Consider the following 17,465-nt stretch of genomic DNA (forward strand, 5'->3'; position numbering starts at 1 on the left):
AACAGGCACACACTATACGTTGCCAGTAGCAACAGCACAAGAAAAAAAAGTAACAAACAGAACCGATTGCACAAGTTTTCGCATGCGAGAACATTAGATAAATTGTGAGATTGATTCCATGTGTTTTCGCATGCGAAAACTTTTTGACAATTCTATTACTTAACTAGGTTACAAAGAGCAGCGTCAACAGGCATAAGAAGGGAAAAGCACCTAGTTGCATAATTTATTGTTTTTAATAAAAAAATATTGAAAAACCCGTTGAATATGAAAATTATTTCATATAAATTAAATTACAGATAGGCGGCAACAAAACTATTAGGGGTAGGATTGATTGCATCAAAGCTTATCTGTTCAACGTGCAATCCCCGCCATTTGTTCAGTGGCGGGGTTTATTTTTTCTATCTCAAAAGTTTTCGCATGCGAGAACTTTAAAACATCCCATTCCGTATAGTTTTCGCATGCGAGAACTTCTTACCAAATTCCATGCAAAAAAATACCCGCCAAAAATGACGGGCATATGAGAAAAAGTTTTCGCATGCGAAAACTTAACGCATCGATTTGCTGTTAACACTCCACGCTTCGAGATTTACGTCCTCGATAGAATATTCAAATTCTTCATCATCGACGTAGTAGGTATGTAGGTTTGCTTGCCAGTAGCCTTTATCAACTTGCTCTTGCTGGTACGCCCACGCAGCACACAACAAAATCGCAGGGTCTTCGAAATTGAAGTGTTGCTCTGTGATCACTTCTGAATCGCTGCCAAGGTCATAACCATGCTTGGCCATGAGCGATTTAACCGCCCACCAATAAGCGCCATAGTGACGGTACATGAGCGGATTGGCTTTAAGTGTTTTGTAAATGCCATCTACTTGAGCTTGGATAAATGCTTCTTTGCTTTGCGCTGTTTCTAGCGCCTCATCGAGTAAGGGCTGTAGATCTTCAACGGTAGGCAATTTCACTTGGGTAATCATTGTTGTCTCCAAAAAGTTTTCGCATGCGAGAACTTTTCGCATGCGAAAATTTGAGTTAGGCAGCTTCGGCCATTGTGTTATGAATGGTTAATAGCGATTTCGCTAGCAATTCCAAATCCGCTTTCGCAGAGATAAACCACCAGCCGCCATTAAATTCACTGCTTGCGTTTGATGCGAAGTCAGCGCCGTACTCGGCCTTAGCTTCCTTGTCACCAGCGAACATCACTTTAAGCGAACCTTTAAGGCCATTGTTGTCCATCAAACCAATGCGTTCGTATGGCTCTACAACAATCTCTTTTCGGTTGCGACCGCGCTTAGGCTTCCAGCTAATTGGTGAAGTCACCATTTTAACGTCGATGCCAATGCCTGACATTAGTTCGCTAAACTTCTCGATGCTCTCTACGTTAATGGCAGAGATATTATCGATTTTCACTTTCTGCGTTTCGGTCACTTTAACCTCGGCCTTTTCCGGCTTATCCGCATTTAGGTACTTCTCGATAAATTCCTCACGCTGTGCGCTGCGATAAGTGAATAGCGAACCATACGCACCTTTCATGCGATTCAATGACCAGTCATCCGAGAAGATTAGGCCATCACCGGATAGGAACTCACGTTCGCCAATAGCGTGTAGGTCAGCACATACCTTAAGCATGGTTTCTTGTGAGTTTTCGCCGTAAATCGCATCGACCTTTTTCAGTAGGTGAGTATCGGTCGTTGGTTTGTATTGCGTCATCCAGTACGCGATCTGTGATAGACGTTTCGCACGGTCAGGGTCGTTAGCCACCAGCTTAGTGAAGTCAGCGAATAGCTTATCTTCCAGCTCTGTGCGGTATTCGCTAGAGCGTTCGGTCAGAATATCGGTGTAACGAGTGAACTCACGAGCCGATAGGCGGCGAGCTTCGTGTGCGTTGGTGTAACCTGTCCATTTCAAATTGCTTAGATGGTTATCTAGCTCTTTAAGGAAAGTGATAGACGTTTTGTAAGTCGTCTCTGCTTTCAGTAACGCTTCTTGATAAAGCTCAGGGTATTTTTCCTCGAATGCTTTGATCTCAAGTGTCACCAGTCCAACAACTTCCTGTTCGCTCACTTGGTTGCCGTTTTCCATCGCCTGTTTGTCCCAATCGCTACCGATAAAGAAACTTAGAATGTCGTGTTCCAACATCACGCGACCTTTATCTTCCAATTGCTTGGTTACTTGGTCGAGTAGGGCTTTCACGATCGCTTTATCGCTCGCATCTGGATAAATCAGCGTTTGGTCTGGTTCAACATCCAATCCCCACGGCGTAGAGAATGAGCCGTCAGCATTGCGCACCAAACAACGGCGGCTGTTACCGTAGGCTTTCATTTTCTTTTCTGCGACCAGTTCAAAGAACGTCTCACGGTCAAACGTATGAGCGACTTCACTTAGTGGTACACCTTGGAGCGCTTTTGCTTCTAGCGCAGCTCTATCCTGATTCACTGGCGCAATTTCAATGATGCGCTCAACAGGTAGATCGACATAGTTGCGTGACGCTGGTTCGCCGTCCATTTCAGTAATAAAGCCGTCCACCGTGCCAGATTTACGGTCGAAGTTGGTGATCATGATTGTTGCTTTTGAATCGTACTCGGCGCTCCAAGAACGGCTCTTAACTTCGGCTTTGTAGGTGTAGCCATTACGCACAATCACACCGTTGCGAACAATGTATAACTCTGGATGAGTTAGGAAGTCAGGGTAATCCTTTAACACACCGTCATTGATGGCCAGCTCCATTGCTGGTTTCAATTTCTTGATGGTATCGCTCGCTTTGTCGCGGTTTTTGATCGCTGCCTCATAGGTTTTGATTTGGCTTTCTAGCGCAAACAGTCTGCCTTTGGTGCGTTGGTAGTTTTTGTGCTGCCAACTGCCGCGCTTCTCGCCCTCTGCACGTAGGCGATCTTCTTCCACCTCTTTGCGTAGTGGCTCTAACTTCTCGCGTAGTTCGGCCAGCTCGCCCTCAACTGCACTCACATCCAAAGCAAGCATTTGGGTGGCTTTGATGTACTTGCTGACGTTAATACTTGCTAGTCGGCGTTCCTCTAATTTGCGCTTGCGCTCAGCTTGACGCTTAGCCGCTTCGATACGGGCTTTCGCTTCTTCTGGATTTGCTGCCAGCATGATTGCAGTTTCGTCGGCTGCGTCTGCATCGGCGTTCGCAATGTACTTTTCATCACCTTTGAACATTGTCTCAATCCAAGTGGCTTTGCGTTGGATTGTGGCCAAGCGGAAATCATCGAATGAGCCTTTCGACGTGTAGTAGTGAACGTTCACGCTGTTTTGTTTAGAGCCAACACGCGCGCCACGGCCATTACGCTGTGTGATACTCATTGGAGTCCAAGGTAGCGTTAAGTGGTGAATATCGGTTGTGCCATGATGCAGGTTGATGCCGACTTCGCCTTTTTTATTGAGGATCATGAATTTGTATTTCGAGGTGTTGTAAGCATTGGCCATTGCTTCCAAACCCGCTTCCTCATCGTCCTCAGTCGCTTTAGAGCCTTTCTTACCCGCAACGGTATCGCTGTTCAAAATACCGATTTCAGACAGCTTGCAACCAACAAAATCCGCAATGATTCGCGCGACTTTCTTGTGCTGTGTTTTTTCTTCGGTAAAGACAAGCTGCTTACCGCCAGCCAGATAAATCTCGCGCGCGTTCTCAAGGAACTTGGCGTACTTAGGGGAGACAGGGTGCGTAAATTTCAACTTGGCCTTGTCACAAATGTTTGTGAATCGGTCATCAAGTTGCTGGTGGAGCTGAACCACGCAGTGATCGCCCTCGACCTTAACGCTCTTATCAACCTTAACTTGGATTTTGCTTAGCTTAACCGTGCCGTCTGGTGCCACATCCTCAAAAGCGACCGTGACGGTATTTGGTAGCTTAGCGACTGCCGCCTCAACCTCTTTTTTGTTGTCCTTGGCGAATCGGTAGGTAACACGCTCATAGTACAAATCAAGGTCTGTACTTACCTTGTCCATTTTACGGATTAGGCCGAAAACCGTGTCGTTAGGGTATTGCTCTACAATCTCTTGGTTTTCGTCTTTGTCTGGATTACTGATTGCGTCAGCGCGCTGGCGTAGTTCCTCATATAGCGCTTCCTGTTCGCCATTCATTTGGACAACGCTTTGCTGGCTAATCAGGTCAGGAATGTGAACGTTGGCACCAACGGATTTAGCATCCTCGATCGTCATGTAGCGGTTAACGATGTTTCGAAGTGCGTCTAGGTTTTGGAATCCGAGTAGGGCTTCACGCTGTTCAACTTCGCCCGAAATCTTAGTAACCAGCGCTTCGCCAGTCTTACCAAACATGCGGATAAAGTCGTCGCTGTCAAAGATCCCCATCTTGGCAAACGTGTCTGCCGGAATGATGTGGGACAGCATATTGAACATATCAACAGGGCTGTTTACGGTTGGCGTAGCCGTTAGGAAGTAAACGCCTCGACCGTCATTGCGAGCCTTAATGACGTTGTTCTTAAGCTGCATATCGATAGCGCGATCGGCTTGCGCTTGGCTAGGCAAGAATGCCAGATTGTTTCGGTATGAGCCGCCCTTGTACGAGTTGCGGAAATCATGCGCCTCATCGACCATAACCGAATCGAATAGCAAGTACTCAAAGTACGGTAGTTCTTCGTTTTTGGCCGTACCATCGTCAGCATATTTCGCTTCAAAGCGCGCGTTCTTCGCTTGCTCTGTGTGGCTTTCCGCTTCCTTAACTAGCTTGCTTGAACCAGCAATCAAACCAGCATCGCGCATTTCAAGCACGTTGGCCGAAATCGTGTCCGGCTTCAATGGAATGCGGTTGTACACGTCTTTTGTCATTACCACGATGCGAGCGGTTGACTGTGTAAGCTGGTGGAGCTGTTCTGCTACGCGCTTGCCGTTTGTGTCTACGGTCAGTTTGGCGCGCAAGATAGGATCGCCTTTCTTGTCTAACTTCGGTTCGCCCGTTTCATCTAATACCGGTTCCCGAATGATTTTTCCGTCATCGTCTTTGTGAACTTCAAGGCCGATAAATACCTTGTCAGATAGATTGCTTTCACCAAAGAACAGGTCGGACTCATAGAACCAGTTCTCTAACACGGATTTAGGAACAACGATGGCCACACGGTTAGCGCGTTTGGTTTCTAGGTTGTGCTGCACGAGGCCAAGGCCAGTGAGCGTTTTACCCAAGCCAGTACCAAAGGCAATAATGCCGTTACCGTCTGCACTGTGACGGCGAATCGTTGAGTTTTGGTAAGGTAGGAACTCAATCGCACCAGATACGCCATTTAGCGTTAGTGGTGAGTCATCAAACTCCGGCTTAATCCAACCGTTAAACGTATTGTTGTAAACCTGTTCCAAGTATTCTGAATGGTCAGATGATGCAATCCATGTGGAAAACTCATCATCGAGGCGGCGCATTTGTTCACGGATAAGTGATTTATCTTCGTTCTTACTACCGCCACGAACCGCACCATAGTTGATGTACGATTCAATTTGACGCTCAAATCGCTCATCGCTGTTCGCTGCTTTACCTTTCACGCCATTACGAGTTAGGCCATCAATCCATTCGCCATCACGCCAACGGTAGCCAGTAAGGTATTGGCCGGATTCGCTTTGTACGAAATCCTCAAAGCCGTCCTTATCCTCGGTAAAGTCGCCCAAGATAAATTCCGTGTAGCCACGGTCATGCAGGAACTCAAGCATGATGTTTTTAGGAATCCACTTATCGGTAAGCTTCATCTTCACATCGGCAATCGAGATCTTGTTTCGCTTAGATTCGATGGCTTGGATTTGGCGCATGATGTTAGCTTTCACGGTATCGCTGGTGGCCGATACTAATTGTGCGGTCAGCTGATCCATGCGCTTACCGACTAGGCCAGTCGTCGCTTTATGGAATGCCGTCACCGTACCGTCAGGGTTTACCGCTACCTCATCCATGTTCGCTAGGTAATCAAGCAACTGCTCATCGCTCATCGCATCGATACCGCTTGCGGTGTAATACGTGCGAACGTCATGCAGTGTCAGTGTGGTTATGCCTAGTTCACGGTCACATAGATGGAACACGTCACCAATGCGAGACGAACTGTATTGAACGGTCAGCTCACGCTTAAGGTCGCCTTTGAGTAGGTCAGACAGTTTGCCCTTAGAATCGATCGATGAGTGGTAGTAATTCCATGCAGAGACGTACTTCTCGCTTAAGTTGCTTAGCGCTTTCTTCGATACCTTAGAGCCGCCCATTAGTGCGTTCAGCTCTAACACTTCGCCGCTTAACTTCACGCGATATTGTTCGGTCTGGAAGTCCTCCGCGCCCATTGCCATGTTGGCCAAGTTGCTATTGGATGTCGTTCGGCTACCAGCAACCAGCGTTGCAAGTGTTTGAACTTTCATGCCAAGTAGAATGCCTTTGTAAGCGTGTTCTTGGCTTGCTTTTGGCAGCTTGGCAATCTCGCGCATTAGGGCTTTAAAGTCGTCATGACACAAGTAACCGTAATCTTCGAAAAGCTTGAGCGCTTGGCTGGCCGATAGCTTAAGCATCGATTCAGTAGAGTAGGTGATAGAACCGATCTCATCGGTGTTATCTACGCCATAGGTCGCCTTACTGATAACGCCTGTTTTCGCATTGCTTTCAGATAGCTCCCATTCGCCATCGATCATTTCGTACTGCTGGCCATTGCGGAAAATCGTGTCTCCATCGGAGTATTTCGCGCTCACTGGCTCGCTAACCGCTTCATCGAGTAACATCCAATCAATGCGACTGTCAAAGCGGCGCATTAACGACTCTTTAATATCATCGTTAGAACGGTTGCCACGCTTCACGACTTTGCGCGCAAACTTACCTACGCCCTCAACAGTCTGTTCGCCGTTGATGAATTTCTTACCCTCGCGCTCGAACCACTTACCTTTGAGCCAAGTGTCCCAAAGTACGTTAGATTCAATCAGCGTGTCGCGGTCGGCGCTATCAATCAGTGCTTTCGCTTGGTCGCTGTGTTTGCGCCAGATAACAAGGTCAGTTACTACGCCCGTATCAGCGAACGTGCCCGTTGGTAGTCGGTGCGCGCCCAAAAACTCCGCTTTAAGCGCGAGTTGTGTACGCCACTTCTCAAGGTTTTTCGCATCACAAATACGAGTTGGCAGCACTAGGGCAATCAAGCCACCAGCTTTCGCTTTATCGATAGAACGAGAAACGAAATACTGATCAGCGTACTTAATGTCTTTGTACGCTTTGTCTTTCATCGCGCTAGCGTCTCGAACACCATAAGGCGGGTTGCCGATCACTAGGTCAAAGTCGCCAATGCCAGGATTAGTTGCTACCGCTTCGAATGCCGATTGGATTACATGGTCTTCGGGGTGAAGAATTTGGTTGATGGCCGCTGAGGTCTGATCCATTTCTACGGATGTAGTCAGGGTGCCTTTAGGTTTGGTTTCGCTAAATACGCCCACGCCCGAACTTGGTTCAAGTACGCTACCGCCAGTAAAGTCATAGGAACGAACTGCATCCCAAGTCGCGCTCGCCAGCCATTTGGGCGTGTAGTATTCGTTGGTGGAGCCACCGATACCGCCAAAACCTGTGTAGTCGCGCAGAGCTGCTTTATCTTCGGGTGAAACGTTGGAGTAGTCGCCGTTGTACTTGGCGAGAATATCTTTGGCTAGTTGGTTAGCCTTAAGGCGCTGGTGGCCTTTTGGAGTGTCGCTAATATCGACAGCGAGCAAGGCTTCAAACTGGCGTACCAGTTCATCGATTGTTGTCGCCTGTTCAATACTGCGGGTTAAATCAGTGTTCATTGAACGTGCCTTTTATTCTTTGGATAAAAGCCAAAAAAAAAGTCGAGCTTTCGCCCGACTTTTTCCTTTCCTATTCCCCATCCCAAAAAAACGCCACTATCAATATCAATTTAAGTTAATGAATAATCTAAAATATCTAAGTAAGTAGATTTTTAGGGACGAGAGAATTATTCCGAACACGGTTATTATCATCAAGAATAAAAATTAGTGTTTTTGGTGAGTAACCAAGATTCAAAGGCAAGCAATTGAACTTTGACTAAAAAAAATTAACGCATAGAAAATCAATGATTTATTAGCGTATTGGTCACATTGACGCGATGCGCTATCATCCAAGATCATCCCCATCCCTGTAAAAAGCGCCTCAAATTACCGAGGTCGCACATGTCGCAAAACAAGGCATCAATTGGGCTAGCGGCAGCTTTAAAACAAGCGTTCCCTTTCTTTAACGAGAATGACGATAAAGAGAGTGGGATAAGTTTTGAATCTGGCGCTGGATACACGGGATCGCCATTCCACGATCGCGAACACCAATTAGATGAAAGCAACGGCGCTCTGACCAATGACGGTCGAAAAAGCTCAGACCGCTTTTTTCTGCACAAGCTGCCGAAAGATCGCTTCATGCTATATCCGATACTCAAGGAAATGGCCGAGGACAGCACGATTGATGCCGCGCTCAATCTGCACCTTGGTCACGCTCTTTCGGTATCAAACGACAATGGCATGGCTGTGTATCTTCATCCAACCGATGAGAAGTACGCCGAGTACGTAGGCCGTCTTAACCGAGAGCTGCTAACTCCAATCAACGAAAACCTAATGAACTGGACGTATTCAACGCTGGTTTATGGGGTTAACTATGTTCGCCCATACACGAAAGAGGGCGTGGGTATTACTCACTTTGAGGCCAACTACTACACGTTGCCAAACCAAATTCGTGAGTACGAACGTTCGGGCGAGCTAGCGGGATTTACTGCGGAATATCTACAAACCCGAGCGAACGGCGAACAGGTACGCCTTGCCGAGCCTTGGGCGCTTATCCCACTAAAAATGCCAATCTGGCGACCAGATATGGATATACCGCCAGTTAACTACACTGGCCAGCGCTACTCACTTTATGACGATGCGTATTCACGCATGCCAATCGAGACGCAGAACTACGGCACATCCATTCTTCTGACCTGTTTTGAGGCTTGGTCGATGCTTCGCCAGTCCATTGCAGCGCTCGGCGCAAGTCGTGTGAATGCTTCACTTATCGATCGCATGATAGCGGTAAACACTGACGGCTTAGATGCGGCCGGAGCTGCGGAATACATCAACATGGTCGCTGACCAGATGAAGCAAGACCGTCAAGAGGTGGTAGACCGTTCCCGCAAGCTAGGTTTCATTCCAACCGTTATCAACACGCTATTGCCATTTATGGGCGGCGCTAAAGGTGGCTTGCAGATCGATACCTTTACCACTGACCCGAATATCTCCCACATCGAAGACATTATGTTTCACCTTAAACGCTTAGCCGGAACGCTTGGCGTAGACCCATCCATGCTTGGGTTTGGTGATCTTCTTTCTGGTGGACTAGGCGAGGGCGGCTTCTTCCGCACATCGATTCAATCTGCACTACGCGCCAACCAAATCCGCGCAGCCGTGGTGGCGTTCGTTAAGCGCGCTATCGATATTCACACCATCTACCGAGACGGCAAGGTGTGGAACGATAACGATATGCCATTCGAGATCCGCTTTAACTCTCTCAATACCGCTATTGAGCAAGAGAAAGCCGATGCAATGGAATCTCAAGCGAACTACGCAACCATGCTGGCCACCGTGCTTGACCTTATCGAGCAATCCCCAATCGGCAAGTCTCCGAAACTCAAAAACCATCTTTACACGTCCGTTGTTGGCCTCGATTCCGAGCTGGCCAATGAAGTCATTTCCGAGCTCGCGGCTCAAGTGGCCAAGAACGACAAAATGATGGAATCCATTGGCATGACTGACCAAAGCGAAGCGGAACGATTCGTTAGAGACGTAGTTCTCGACCTACTAACCGAAATCCAAAGCCATTAATGGAGAAAAGAAAGTGACAGCAAAAGCACTTAAACAAGTATCCGACCGTTTCAGCCTATTCAATGACGGTCGCAAGCTTAGCGCCAACAAGCGCAATTACATCATCAAAGCCGTGCAAGCGATGATCAACAGCCCACGAACTCAAGAGCTACTACGACTAGGCGAAGCGTATGGTTACTATGGCCATCAATCCCGCCAACGCGCTAATAAGCTCTCAATCGGTGAAACTGAGGTGATCATGATTAATGGTCGTCCGGTTGTGGTAGAAAACGTGCCATCTAACCGCACAGTCTCTATCACCTGTTCAGATGACGGTATTGTTGAACACACTCAAGAGTTTTTAGATACCGATACAGGCCGTATCGCTTTAGGTTTGCACAATAGCCGTGCTGGTGGTTGGAGTTGGGCGACTGGTGGCCAAGATACACGCGAGGCATCGATCACGACTTCATATCACGGTATGGACTACGTGTTGCAGCCGAACTATATCAGCCTAGACCATCCGGCCATGATGATGGAAAGTGCGAACAGCAAGCAAATGATCCTCGAATCGCTACAGGAACAAGGTTTTGATGAGGAATCCGCGCGTAATATCTACGCGAACATGACTCAACAGACCAATGTTGAGCTTGTCGGTGATCTTACTAACCAGCTTATGTACCTAGAAAGCGTGAACGCAGAATTGCGTGAACAGGTAGAGCAAAACGCTAAGGCAACCTCGATGCTGCTTGATGTTGTGGACTCTTTACCTATCTATGTAACCGATGCGCAGCGCAAAGCGATCGCCAACATGGCCACCAAGGAAGATCATCAAGTGGTGCGAGCTATGTTTGAGTCGCTAGGTTCCCGAAAAATGGCAACTTTACCGACAAATAGCTACGTTCCAGTAGAGCAAAAAGTGAGTGTTGCGCCTCAAATTAAACAGCAATTCGTCAACTTCGGATCTTCATCACGAAAATTCCAATAAGTTGATCAATTAAAAAGCGCCACCAGCGATTAGTAATTAAGTACAAAAAACACTCAATCAAATCGAAAATACTGGTGGCCAATTCGGAATTTTATAAATCACTAGGCGCGACAGGACGCAAATAGAGTTTATCTTTCTTGAAGTGCGTTGGTCGCCAGTCCCAACCAGCGATAGATACGCTATCTCGCGCGCCAGCAATATACGACACTGAGCGCAACACATTGACACCCTTATCAAAGTTAATCGCCTTATCGGCCTTTAGAACGAGTCTACCGTCTTTTTGGCTATGCAAACCAAAGGTGCAACCTGAGATTGTTACTAACAAATCCAACGGTAGCGCTGGTGCGTTCTTTTTCGGGAACTGACGGCGATTAAATTGTTGTTTTAATTGGTTAACTTGAGTTTCCAATTGCTGTTCAGCACTTAGTGGGGGAGTAAATTTCATCACAGAGTTATCCACAAAATTCGGCGTGTTCGGAATATTAACACGTCCAAAAGGAGTTTAAATAGATAAAATTTTTGGTAAACTCTAGCGCCAGATGGTAACGCACCTTGTTCGGAATCGCTTTGATACAGGGACTTGTTTGATCAACCATTTACGATCAATAATAGGGGAGTTTTTCTGTAATTAGATCATGGCGATACCGTGATAGAGAGAAAGTGATTCGATTTCGGGCAACAGAAAATAAAAAAGCCCGCTTTGGCGAGCGGGCTTTCTTACTGCAATCGAGCTTTAAGCGGCTAACTTAAAGCGTCACGACAAACGAACTTAAGGAAAGTCATTATGCCGTAATGAATTAGACCGAAGCCTAATCAGGCGAGACATTTAGTTGGCGACTAATGCCTCAAATGGTTAGTAATTAGTTTAACAGTTTAGATTGAGCATCAATCTCAGCGAACGTTAACACAAATTACACCACACTAAAGCAGGTGTAAGTATAACGTTCAAAGAGATCGGTGGCAAATTTTTACGCCTTTTTTTGATCAAATTTTATGCAAAACACACCGCTTTTACTGCATCCTTGCTACTGGAAGTCAGGATTCAGAACCCAAGCCTCCAATATCAAAGCCAATAAACCGTCGGCACAACGTAAACTTGCTTGCCTACTAGAAACTATCTCAAGCCATATTCTTAAGCATGGCCATACCTGCTTTGCATCAACTACTCGATTGGTACAGGTCTACAACGAGAACTGCGATCGCTATGATTGTCGTCGAACCACTTTTGACACTCTCAAAAAACAACTGAAAACAGCAGAAGACTTGAACTTAATTGTCCGAGAACAGAAGCCAAACAATGCAACAGGTCAGAATTTACGTCACATCACTCTATGCGTAGACGCCATCCAAGAAATGTTCGCTGGCGCATACAAATACGCGCTACAAGCTGCACAAAAGCGTTTTAATAGACAAAAACGGCACTCAGGGGGGGCTTCTGTGGAAAAACCTCTTGAGGCCAGTGCTGACAAGGCTTGCGAACAATCAGACAAAAACAAAAATGGCACTATAAATACAAAAGATCTCTCTACAGAGAGTAAAAATAAAATTAATAACGGTGTCCCGTCTGATTCTTGGTTTTTGAAGATCTTCAAACGTGACGCTGACGAAGTAAAACAACTTCAACTAGCAGCTAAGCAAGGCCGCCTATCAGCTAGTGGAGCTCGTCGTGTTATCAAGCTGTACAACAAGCACCAACAGCCTTTAGCGCCTAAGTTCGTGTCATACCTTAAGTTTGTGATTGCTAGCTGGCACAACAAGGCTGCAAGCGCCGTGAAAGCTAGCGTGAACAAGGTTCGTGATACAGCCACCATGTTAGCAGAGTACATGAACACCATTTCCGAGAAAGAGTCTCAAGGCTTAGTTGAATACTATCGTGACGCAGTCGGGCGAGTACAAGTCAGGTATCTGTAATCACTGCTTGATGTGAGTATTTCTATACATGCGTGACCTAAAATGTGTCATAATTACCTAAATCTTGTTATTTATGGATGTGCATTTGCATGAGTGATGAAGAATATTTCTACCCTGCGGTAAGCGATAACCTCCCGAAACATATCAAAAAAGGCCATCAACTGGTCTTTAGTCGTCAAGATCTATCCGCTAGGGAAGCAGATATGTTTGCGTTGATGATTGCACATATGAAACCAAGTGATTGGGAACAGAAAACACCACACTATGAGTTTACTTCACATCAATTATCAGAGTGGTTAGGTGTTGAGTCTAAACATATCGGTAGCAACTTAAGTCCAGTAGCGAACCGCCTAGCTAGTCGAAAAATCGGGATAAAGGTGGAAACCCCGAAAGGTGATATTGAATTCGACTATAGACCTCTTTTTAAACATATCGCTTATAAACACGGCATACTTACGATGGTTCCTAACGATATGCTAAAACCTGAGTATATTGAATATAATCAAGGATTTGCTCTGATTAATACTCGCAATTTCTTTGAGGTAAAGAAGGAGTATTCTAAGCGCTTGTACGAACTGCTTAGTCGCTTCAAAGACAAGGGCTTTGAAATGCATGCGCAAAAGCTTAGTGAACTGAAAGGAATATTTGGGCTTTTGGACGAATCAGGGAAGCTGAAAAAAGATAAAAGTTCCTTCAAAAACAACAGCGTATTTATGAAACGTTGTATCAGGGAAAGCATTAAAGAACTTTCTGAACACCCTCAGATTAGCAAAGAGCTTCTATTTTTAGAAAGCAGCCAAGGTGATAAGGGTTTTGAGGTTGTAAAGAAAGGTAGAACCATTACTGGAATCAAGTTTCTCTTTCGGTGGGTTAAACTAGGTTCAATTGATGAACTAAATCAACACGATGCTCTTAAGACAATTCGACAACTTGAATTGAAAAGGCTTCAAAACCAAGTCAGACTCACCGAGTCTGAACTAGAATCACTTGCCATCGCGTACCGCTATGTGGGTAAAGAAGACCACGCTCTTAAAGTTGAAGCTAGCTTGTCAAAGCGACACTCAGAAAAAGAGCAACAAAAGCATGATGATGGAATGCATGAATTAGAGTCGTTAATGGAAAAGATAGATACCCTTTCAGAACTAACCGATACACACGATTACTGATAGCTAACAAGTTTTAGGTCATGGGCTCGATAGATGACATTTTCTAGGTTGAAATGAGCTATGTGACACATTTTAGGTATATGGGAGGGAATTCGACGTGATCATTGACTCGAAAGTAGAAAAAACCGGACAAGACTCCTATACAACCATCTCACACACCTAAAATATGTCATTTAAGAACAGAAACACCTAAAACCTGTTATCCAATCACCTGATATATGATCACTTTCACCTAGATTATGTAGCACTAAAGCCTGTAAGAAGATCACAAACACCTAATAAATGATCAATTAAACCTAGATCTTGTTACTTAAAGACCTAAAAAAAGATCTTTAAACGAGTTAAAACCAATTGAAATCAATACGTTACGGTTCCTATAGATCTTATAGTTCTATAGTTTCCATAGATTGATATAGTTAAATATAGATCTTTATAGCGTATGTGGATAACTGGAAAATCAAAGATTTACACAGTTTCCCACATACACAACAAGTTTTTGTTGTTTAGATGAGTGAATGATCCTGGCTATAGACAACTGCGTGCTACAACTAATTGTGGTAGGTCAATTTTCAATCTAACTGATAGATGGGCGATGAAAGGTAAATTTGGCAGGCAGAGTCGAATAGCGATCGCATTTGTGTGAGTTCTTGATAAAAACACGAATTGACAGGAAATATTAATTATTGGATAGTTGTAAGTGTGCTCTAGGGGCAACAACATGTACCCCTAGCGCGGTTAATTAACCTATTAGTGCTTGAATAATAGCTGCTACTAGGTTGATAACAGCTATGACAAGCTCAATGAGCTTACTCATATAACCTCCGACGGTTTTGATTGTTGTAGCTATGTAAGTCGTATTAAGTGACTGGTACTCACCTAATGCGCATTACTTGAGGTGAAGCTTTTAGCTGCTTCGAGCTTGGTTGGTGATTACATAATTACCTCCTAGTTAACTAAAGGTTGGGTTCTTCGAATCCAGCCTTTTTTTATATTCTTCACACAATCAAGGTTATTGGGGAACGTTTTGTTCCAAGTCTTGCTGTGCCTAGTATTCCAGACTTTTTGCTAATTTTGCAAACGCCCAAACGAGTTGGTTATCTCTTTCAGGTTTAGGCGCATGAAAACTCCCAAGTCCTTATGTCCCATTGTTATCAGATAATTCCCCTCTCATAAAGGAACGCTTTGAAAAATATTCATTTCTCTACATGAATCGGGATATGAGCAAGATTTTTATCCAATAATTCATGTTCATTTTTCCTTTCTGCTTGATGCCAACCTCAAAAGAAATCAAAAGAAAGTTGCCGCTTCCAGCAGGTGGGTTAGCGCATTCAATGTATTGCTGTTAAGCCATCTTATCCTGTAAAAAATTAAAATGCTTCTCCGTACAAACTAATTGGGCCAAAAGTATAGGTTTAGCTACTATTTTTACAGTGTTTTTTCTTCCAAATAGCCTAAGTGTTGACAGTATTAAACACAACTATTTGACGGTGATAAGACGCTAAACGATCCGGTATCACATAAGGCGTTTATTTTTCACTATACCGCTATTTTAAATGGAATGCGTGCTAACAGAACCTTACGGACGAGGTTTCTTGATGAATCAGTTCAAACTATCTTTCGCGATTGATGCTTTCTAATTTCTATTTTGCTTTTATAAAGCGACAGTGTTGTTGTTTAATTTGGTTGGTTTTTGTTTGTTTTTGTTGCTGGTGGATGTTTTAGTGGGTTTCCGAACGATAAGCGCTTGCTCTATGAGTAGGCGCTTTTTTTGTGCCTTAAATTCTTGAGTGTTCGGATTAAGTATTGAGATAAAAAAAGCTTCGAGTTTCCCCGAAGCTTTCCATTACTCTTATCCCGATAGCTAAACGTATCCGTCTATGCGAGGTGGATTTTATCATCATCCACTTTGAAAAGAGAAGTGTTTATCTTGCTAAGTAGCTTATCTACAGGGATTTTCCACTTTTTACACAAGTCATATAGGTTGTTCTGACCGCTCTTAATTGCATTGGCCAAAGCGAAGTCTAAGACGCTGTTCGAGGTGTTGGTCATGTACTCTTTAACGTCTGCTTGGATTTGGTCGTGAACTTTTTTGCTGTTGTTCTCTGACATTTGCTGATTCCTCATATGAGTCTATTTGCCTGTTTGCTGAGACAAAAATACATCGTTTCGGTTTTTGTATCAATACTTTTTGCATTGTTTTTTAAGTGGGCTTATACTCCGTATAAAATTGATGTGTTCGGAATGAATGGTGAGTGAGGAAATTTCTGAAATTAAGCGATCTCAACTGGAACAACGGCAAAGAGAGCGAGACAAAAGCTCACCATCAATCCTGGATACATTCGAGGGCATAGAGCTTACGGACGAACGCGAAGCTCTGGCGAACCGGTTACAAGATGCCGATGTGACATTGGACGACAAACCGGATCGCTGCCCGACTTGCAATGGCACAGGTTACACCAAGTCGTTATTTAGCAAGTGGGAGTGCTGTAGCTGTTTTGGGACGGGTTACGACCTTTCCGATCCGGTTGCCGTTATCAAGTGGCAAAAGCTCTGCCTCGATTGGTCAAAGAATCGGTTACATGAATATCGCGTTGCCTTGATTAAGGCGACCACAACCGAGGAAGAACGACTAGCAAGTGAAGTGGAGAGCTTCTATGAAAATGCGAGACGCAAAGACTAAACAGGCCGCTCGAATCCAATCGCTTGAGTATCGACAGCAACGTGCAGCGCGAATCAAGCGAGCGAGACGGCATGCAGATTTAACCATACTCGAAATGAGCAGGTTAATCGGGTTATCACCAGACACTTATCGAAAAATCGAGAATGGCGAAGTGAACCCAAGGGTGCAAAACCTAGAACTGATAGCGGTCTACACAAGTACAGACGTGGGTTATTTGTTCTTTGGTGATGCGATTTCTAACAGAGACGAAGCGGTAAAGAGAGATACCGGAGAATAACGAATGGCTTCAAGAGGCATTAACAAGGTCATTCTGGTTGGTAACTTGGGGTCAGATCCCGAAATCCGATACCTACCAAATGGCGGCGCAGTAGCGAATATCACGGTCGCTACATCCGAAACTTGGCGCGATAAAGCGTCAGGCGAGAACCGAGAAAAAACCGAGTGGCATCGAGTGGTGTTGTTCGGCAAGTTGGCCGAAGTGTCGGGGGAGTTCCTACGCAAAGGGTCACAAGTTTACATCGAGGGTCAATTGCAGACTCGCAAATGGAAAGACCAGCAAGGCCAAGACCGTTACAGCACAGAGGTAGTAGTTCAAGGCTTTAATGGCGTGATGCAAATGCTTGGCAATAACCGAGCTGGTGGCCAGCAGCAACAAGGCGGTTGGGGTCAACCTCAACAACCACAGCATTCACCACAGCAACAGGGTGGTTGGGATCAATCTCAACAGCAATACGGCGAGCCACCAATGGACTTTGACGATGAAATACCGTTCCAGAACGAGTTCCGTCATTACAAGATGCTGAGTTACGTGGCGGCTTAAACGATGAGTAAACAAAATTTAGCGTTAGCAACTCAAGACGACTTACTGATTGTACTGCGTCGATTGACATACTCCCCTAGCTAATTCGCTAGGGGATTCTTAGTTCAACACGCTTTCACT

The 17,465-nt window shown here is 45.1% G+C and carries 11 protein-coding genes; 7 read left to right on the plus strand and 4 right to left on the minus strand.

What is annotated here, in order from left to right:
• Nucleotides 1-545: 545 nt before the first annotated feature.
• Nucleotides 546-971, minus strand: coding sequence for a hypothetical protein (locus L3V32_RS06985; RefSeq protein ID WP_054579116.1), 426 nt, complete (start codon nucleotides 969-971; stop codon nucleotides 546-548).
• Nucleotides 972-1,026: 55 nt separating this feature from the next.
• Nucleotides 1,027-7,746 (minus strand): SNF2-related protein, encoded by a 6,720-nt coding sequence (locus tag L3V32_RS06990; protein ID WP_237284023.1) that lies wholly within the window; start codon nucleotides 7,744-7,746, stop codon nucleotides 1,027-1,029.
• Between the two features lie 381 nt (nucleotides 7,747-8,127).
• On the opposite strand from L3V32_RS06990, the gene L3V32_RS06995 reads away from it, so the two are divergent.
• Nucleotides 8,128-9,801, plus strand: a complete 1,674-nt coding sequence (locus tag L3V32_RS06995) for a portal protein (RefSeq protein ID WP_050550056.1) — start codon at nucleotides 8,128-8,130, stop codon at nucleotides 9,799-9,801.
• Nucleotides 9,802-9,814: 13 nt separating this feature from the next.
• Entirely contained in the window at nucleotides 9,815-10,768 is a 954-nt protein-coding gene (locus L3V32_RS07000) for a hypothetical protein (RefSeq protein WP_050550055.1), read from the plus strand.
• Nucleotides 10,769-10,859: 91 nt separating this feature from the next.
• Here L3V32_RS07000 and L3V32_RS07005 read toward each other — a convergent pair whose 3' ends face one another.
• Nucleotides 10,860-11,216: a hypothetical protein gene (locus L3V32_RS07005; RefSeq protein WP_237284024.1), complete on the minus strand. Its 357-nt coding sequence runs from the start codon at nucleotides 11,214-11,216 to the stop codon at nucleotides 10,860-10,862.
• 545 nt (nucleotides 11,217-11,761) lie between these two features.
• Here L3V32_RS07005 and L3V32_RS07010 point away from each other — a divergent pair.
• Together L3V32_RS07010 and L3V32_RS07015 are read left to right on the plus strand one after the other, a co-directional pair.
• Nucleotides 11,762-12,679, plus strand: a complete 918-nt coding sequence (locus L3V32_RS07010) for a hypothetical protein (RefSeq protein ID WP_213868159.1) — start codon at nucleotides 11,762-11,764, stop codon at nucleotides 12,677-12,679.
• 89 nt (nucleotides 12,680-12,768) lie between these two features.
• Nucleotides 12,769-13,845: a replication initiation protein gene (locus tag L3V32_RS07015; protein ID WP_054577229.1), complete on the plus strand. Its 1,077-nt coding sequence runs from the start codon at nucleotides 12,769-12,771 to the stop codon at nucleotides 13,843-13,845.
• Between the two features lie 1,875 nt (nucleotides 13,846-15,720).
• On the opposite strand, the gene L3V32_RS07020 is transcribed toward L3V32_RS07015, so the two are convergent.
• Nucleotides 15,721-15,954, minus strand: a complete 234-nt coding sequence (locus L3V32_RS07020; protein WP_206954369.1) for a hypothetical protein — start codon at nucleotides 15,952-15,954, stop codon at nucleotides 15,721-15,723.
• A gap of 136 nt (nucleotides 15,955-16,090) precedes the next feature.
• Between L3V32_RS07020 and L3V32_RS07025 the strand changes: the two genes are divergently transcribed.
• The 3 genes from L3V32_RS07025 to L3V32_RS07035 are packed head-to-tail and all read left to right on the plus strand — an operon-like array spanning nucleotide 16,091 to nucleotide 17,345.
• Entirely contained in the window at nucleotides 16,091-16,525 is a 435-nt protein-coding gene (locus tag L3V32_RS07025; RefSeq protein ID WP_237284025.1) for a hypothetical protein, read from the plus strand.
• A complete protein-coding gene (locus tag L3V32_RS07030; protein ID WP_017634072.1) occupies nucleotides 16,500-16,802 on the plus strand; it encodes a helix-turn-helix domain-containing protein in 303 nt (100 codons plus the stop codon). Before L3V32_RS07025 ends, L3V32_RS07030 begins: the two co-directional genes overlap by 26 nt.
• 3 nt (nucleotides 16,803-16,805) lie before the next feature.
• Nucleotides 16,806-17,345 (plus strand): single-stranded DNA-binding protein, encoded by a 540-nt coding sequence (locus tag L3V32_RS07035; protein WP_213868157.1) that lies wholly within the window; start codon nucleotides 16,806-16,808, stop codon nucleotides 17,343-17,345.
• The last annotated feature ends 120 nt before the right edge of the window (nucleotides 17,346-17,465 follow it).

This window comes from Vibrio sp. J2-4 (assembly GCF_021728155.1).
GTDB classification, from domain to species: domain Bacteria; phylum Pseudomonadota; class Gammaproteobacteria; order Enterobacterales; family Vibrionaceae; genus Vibrio; species Vibrio diabolicus.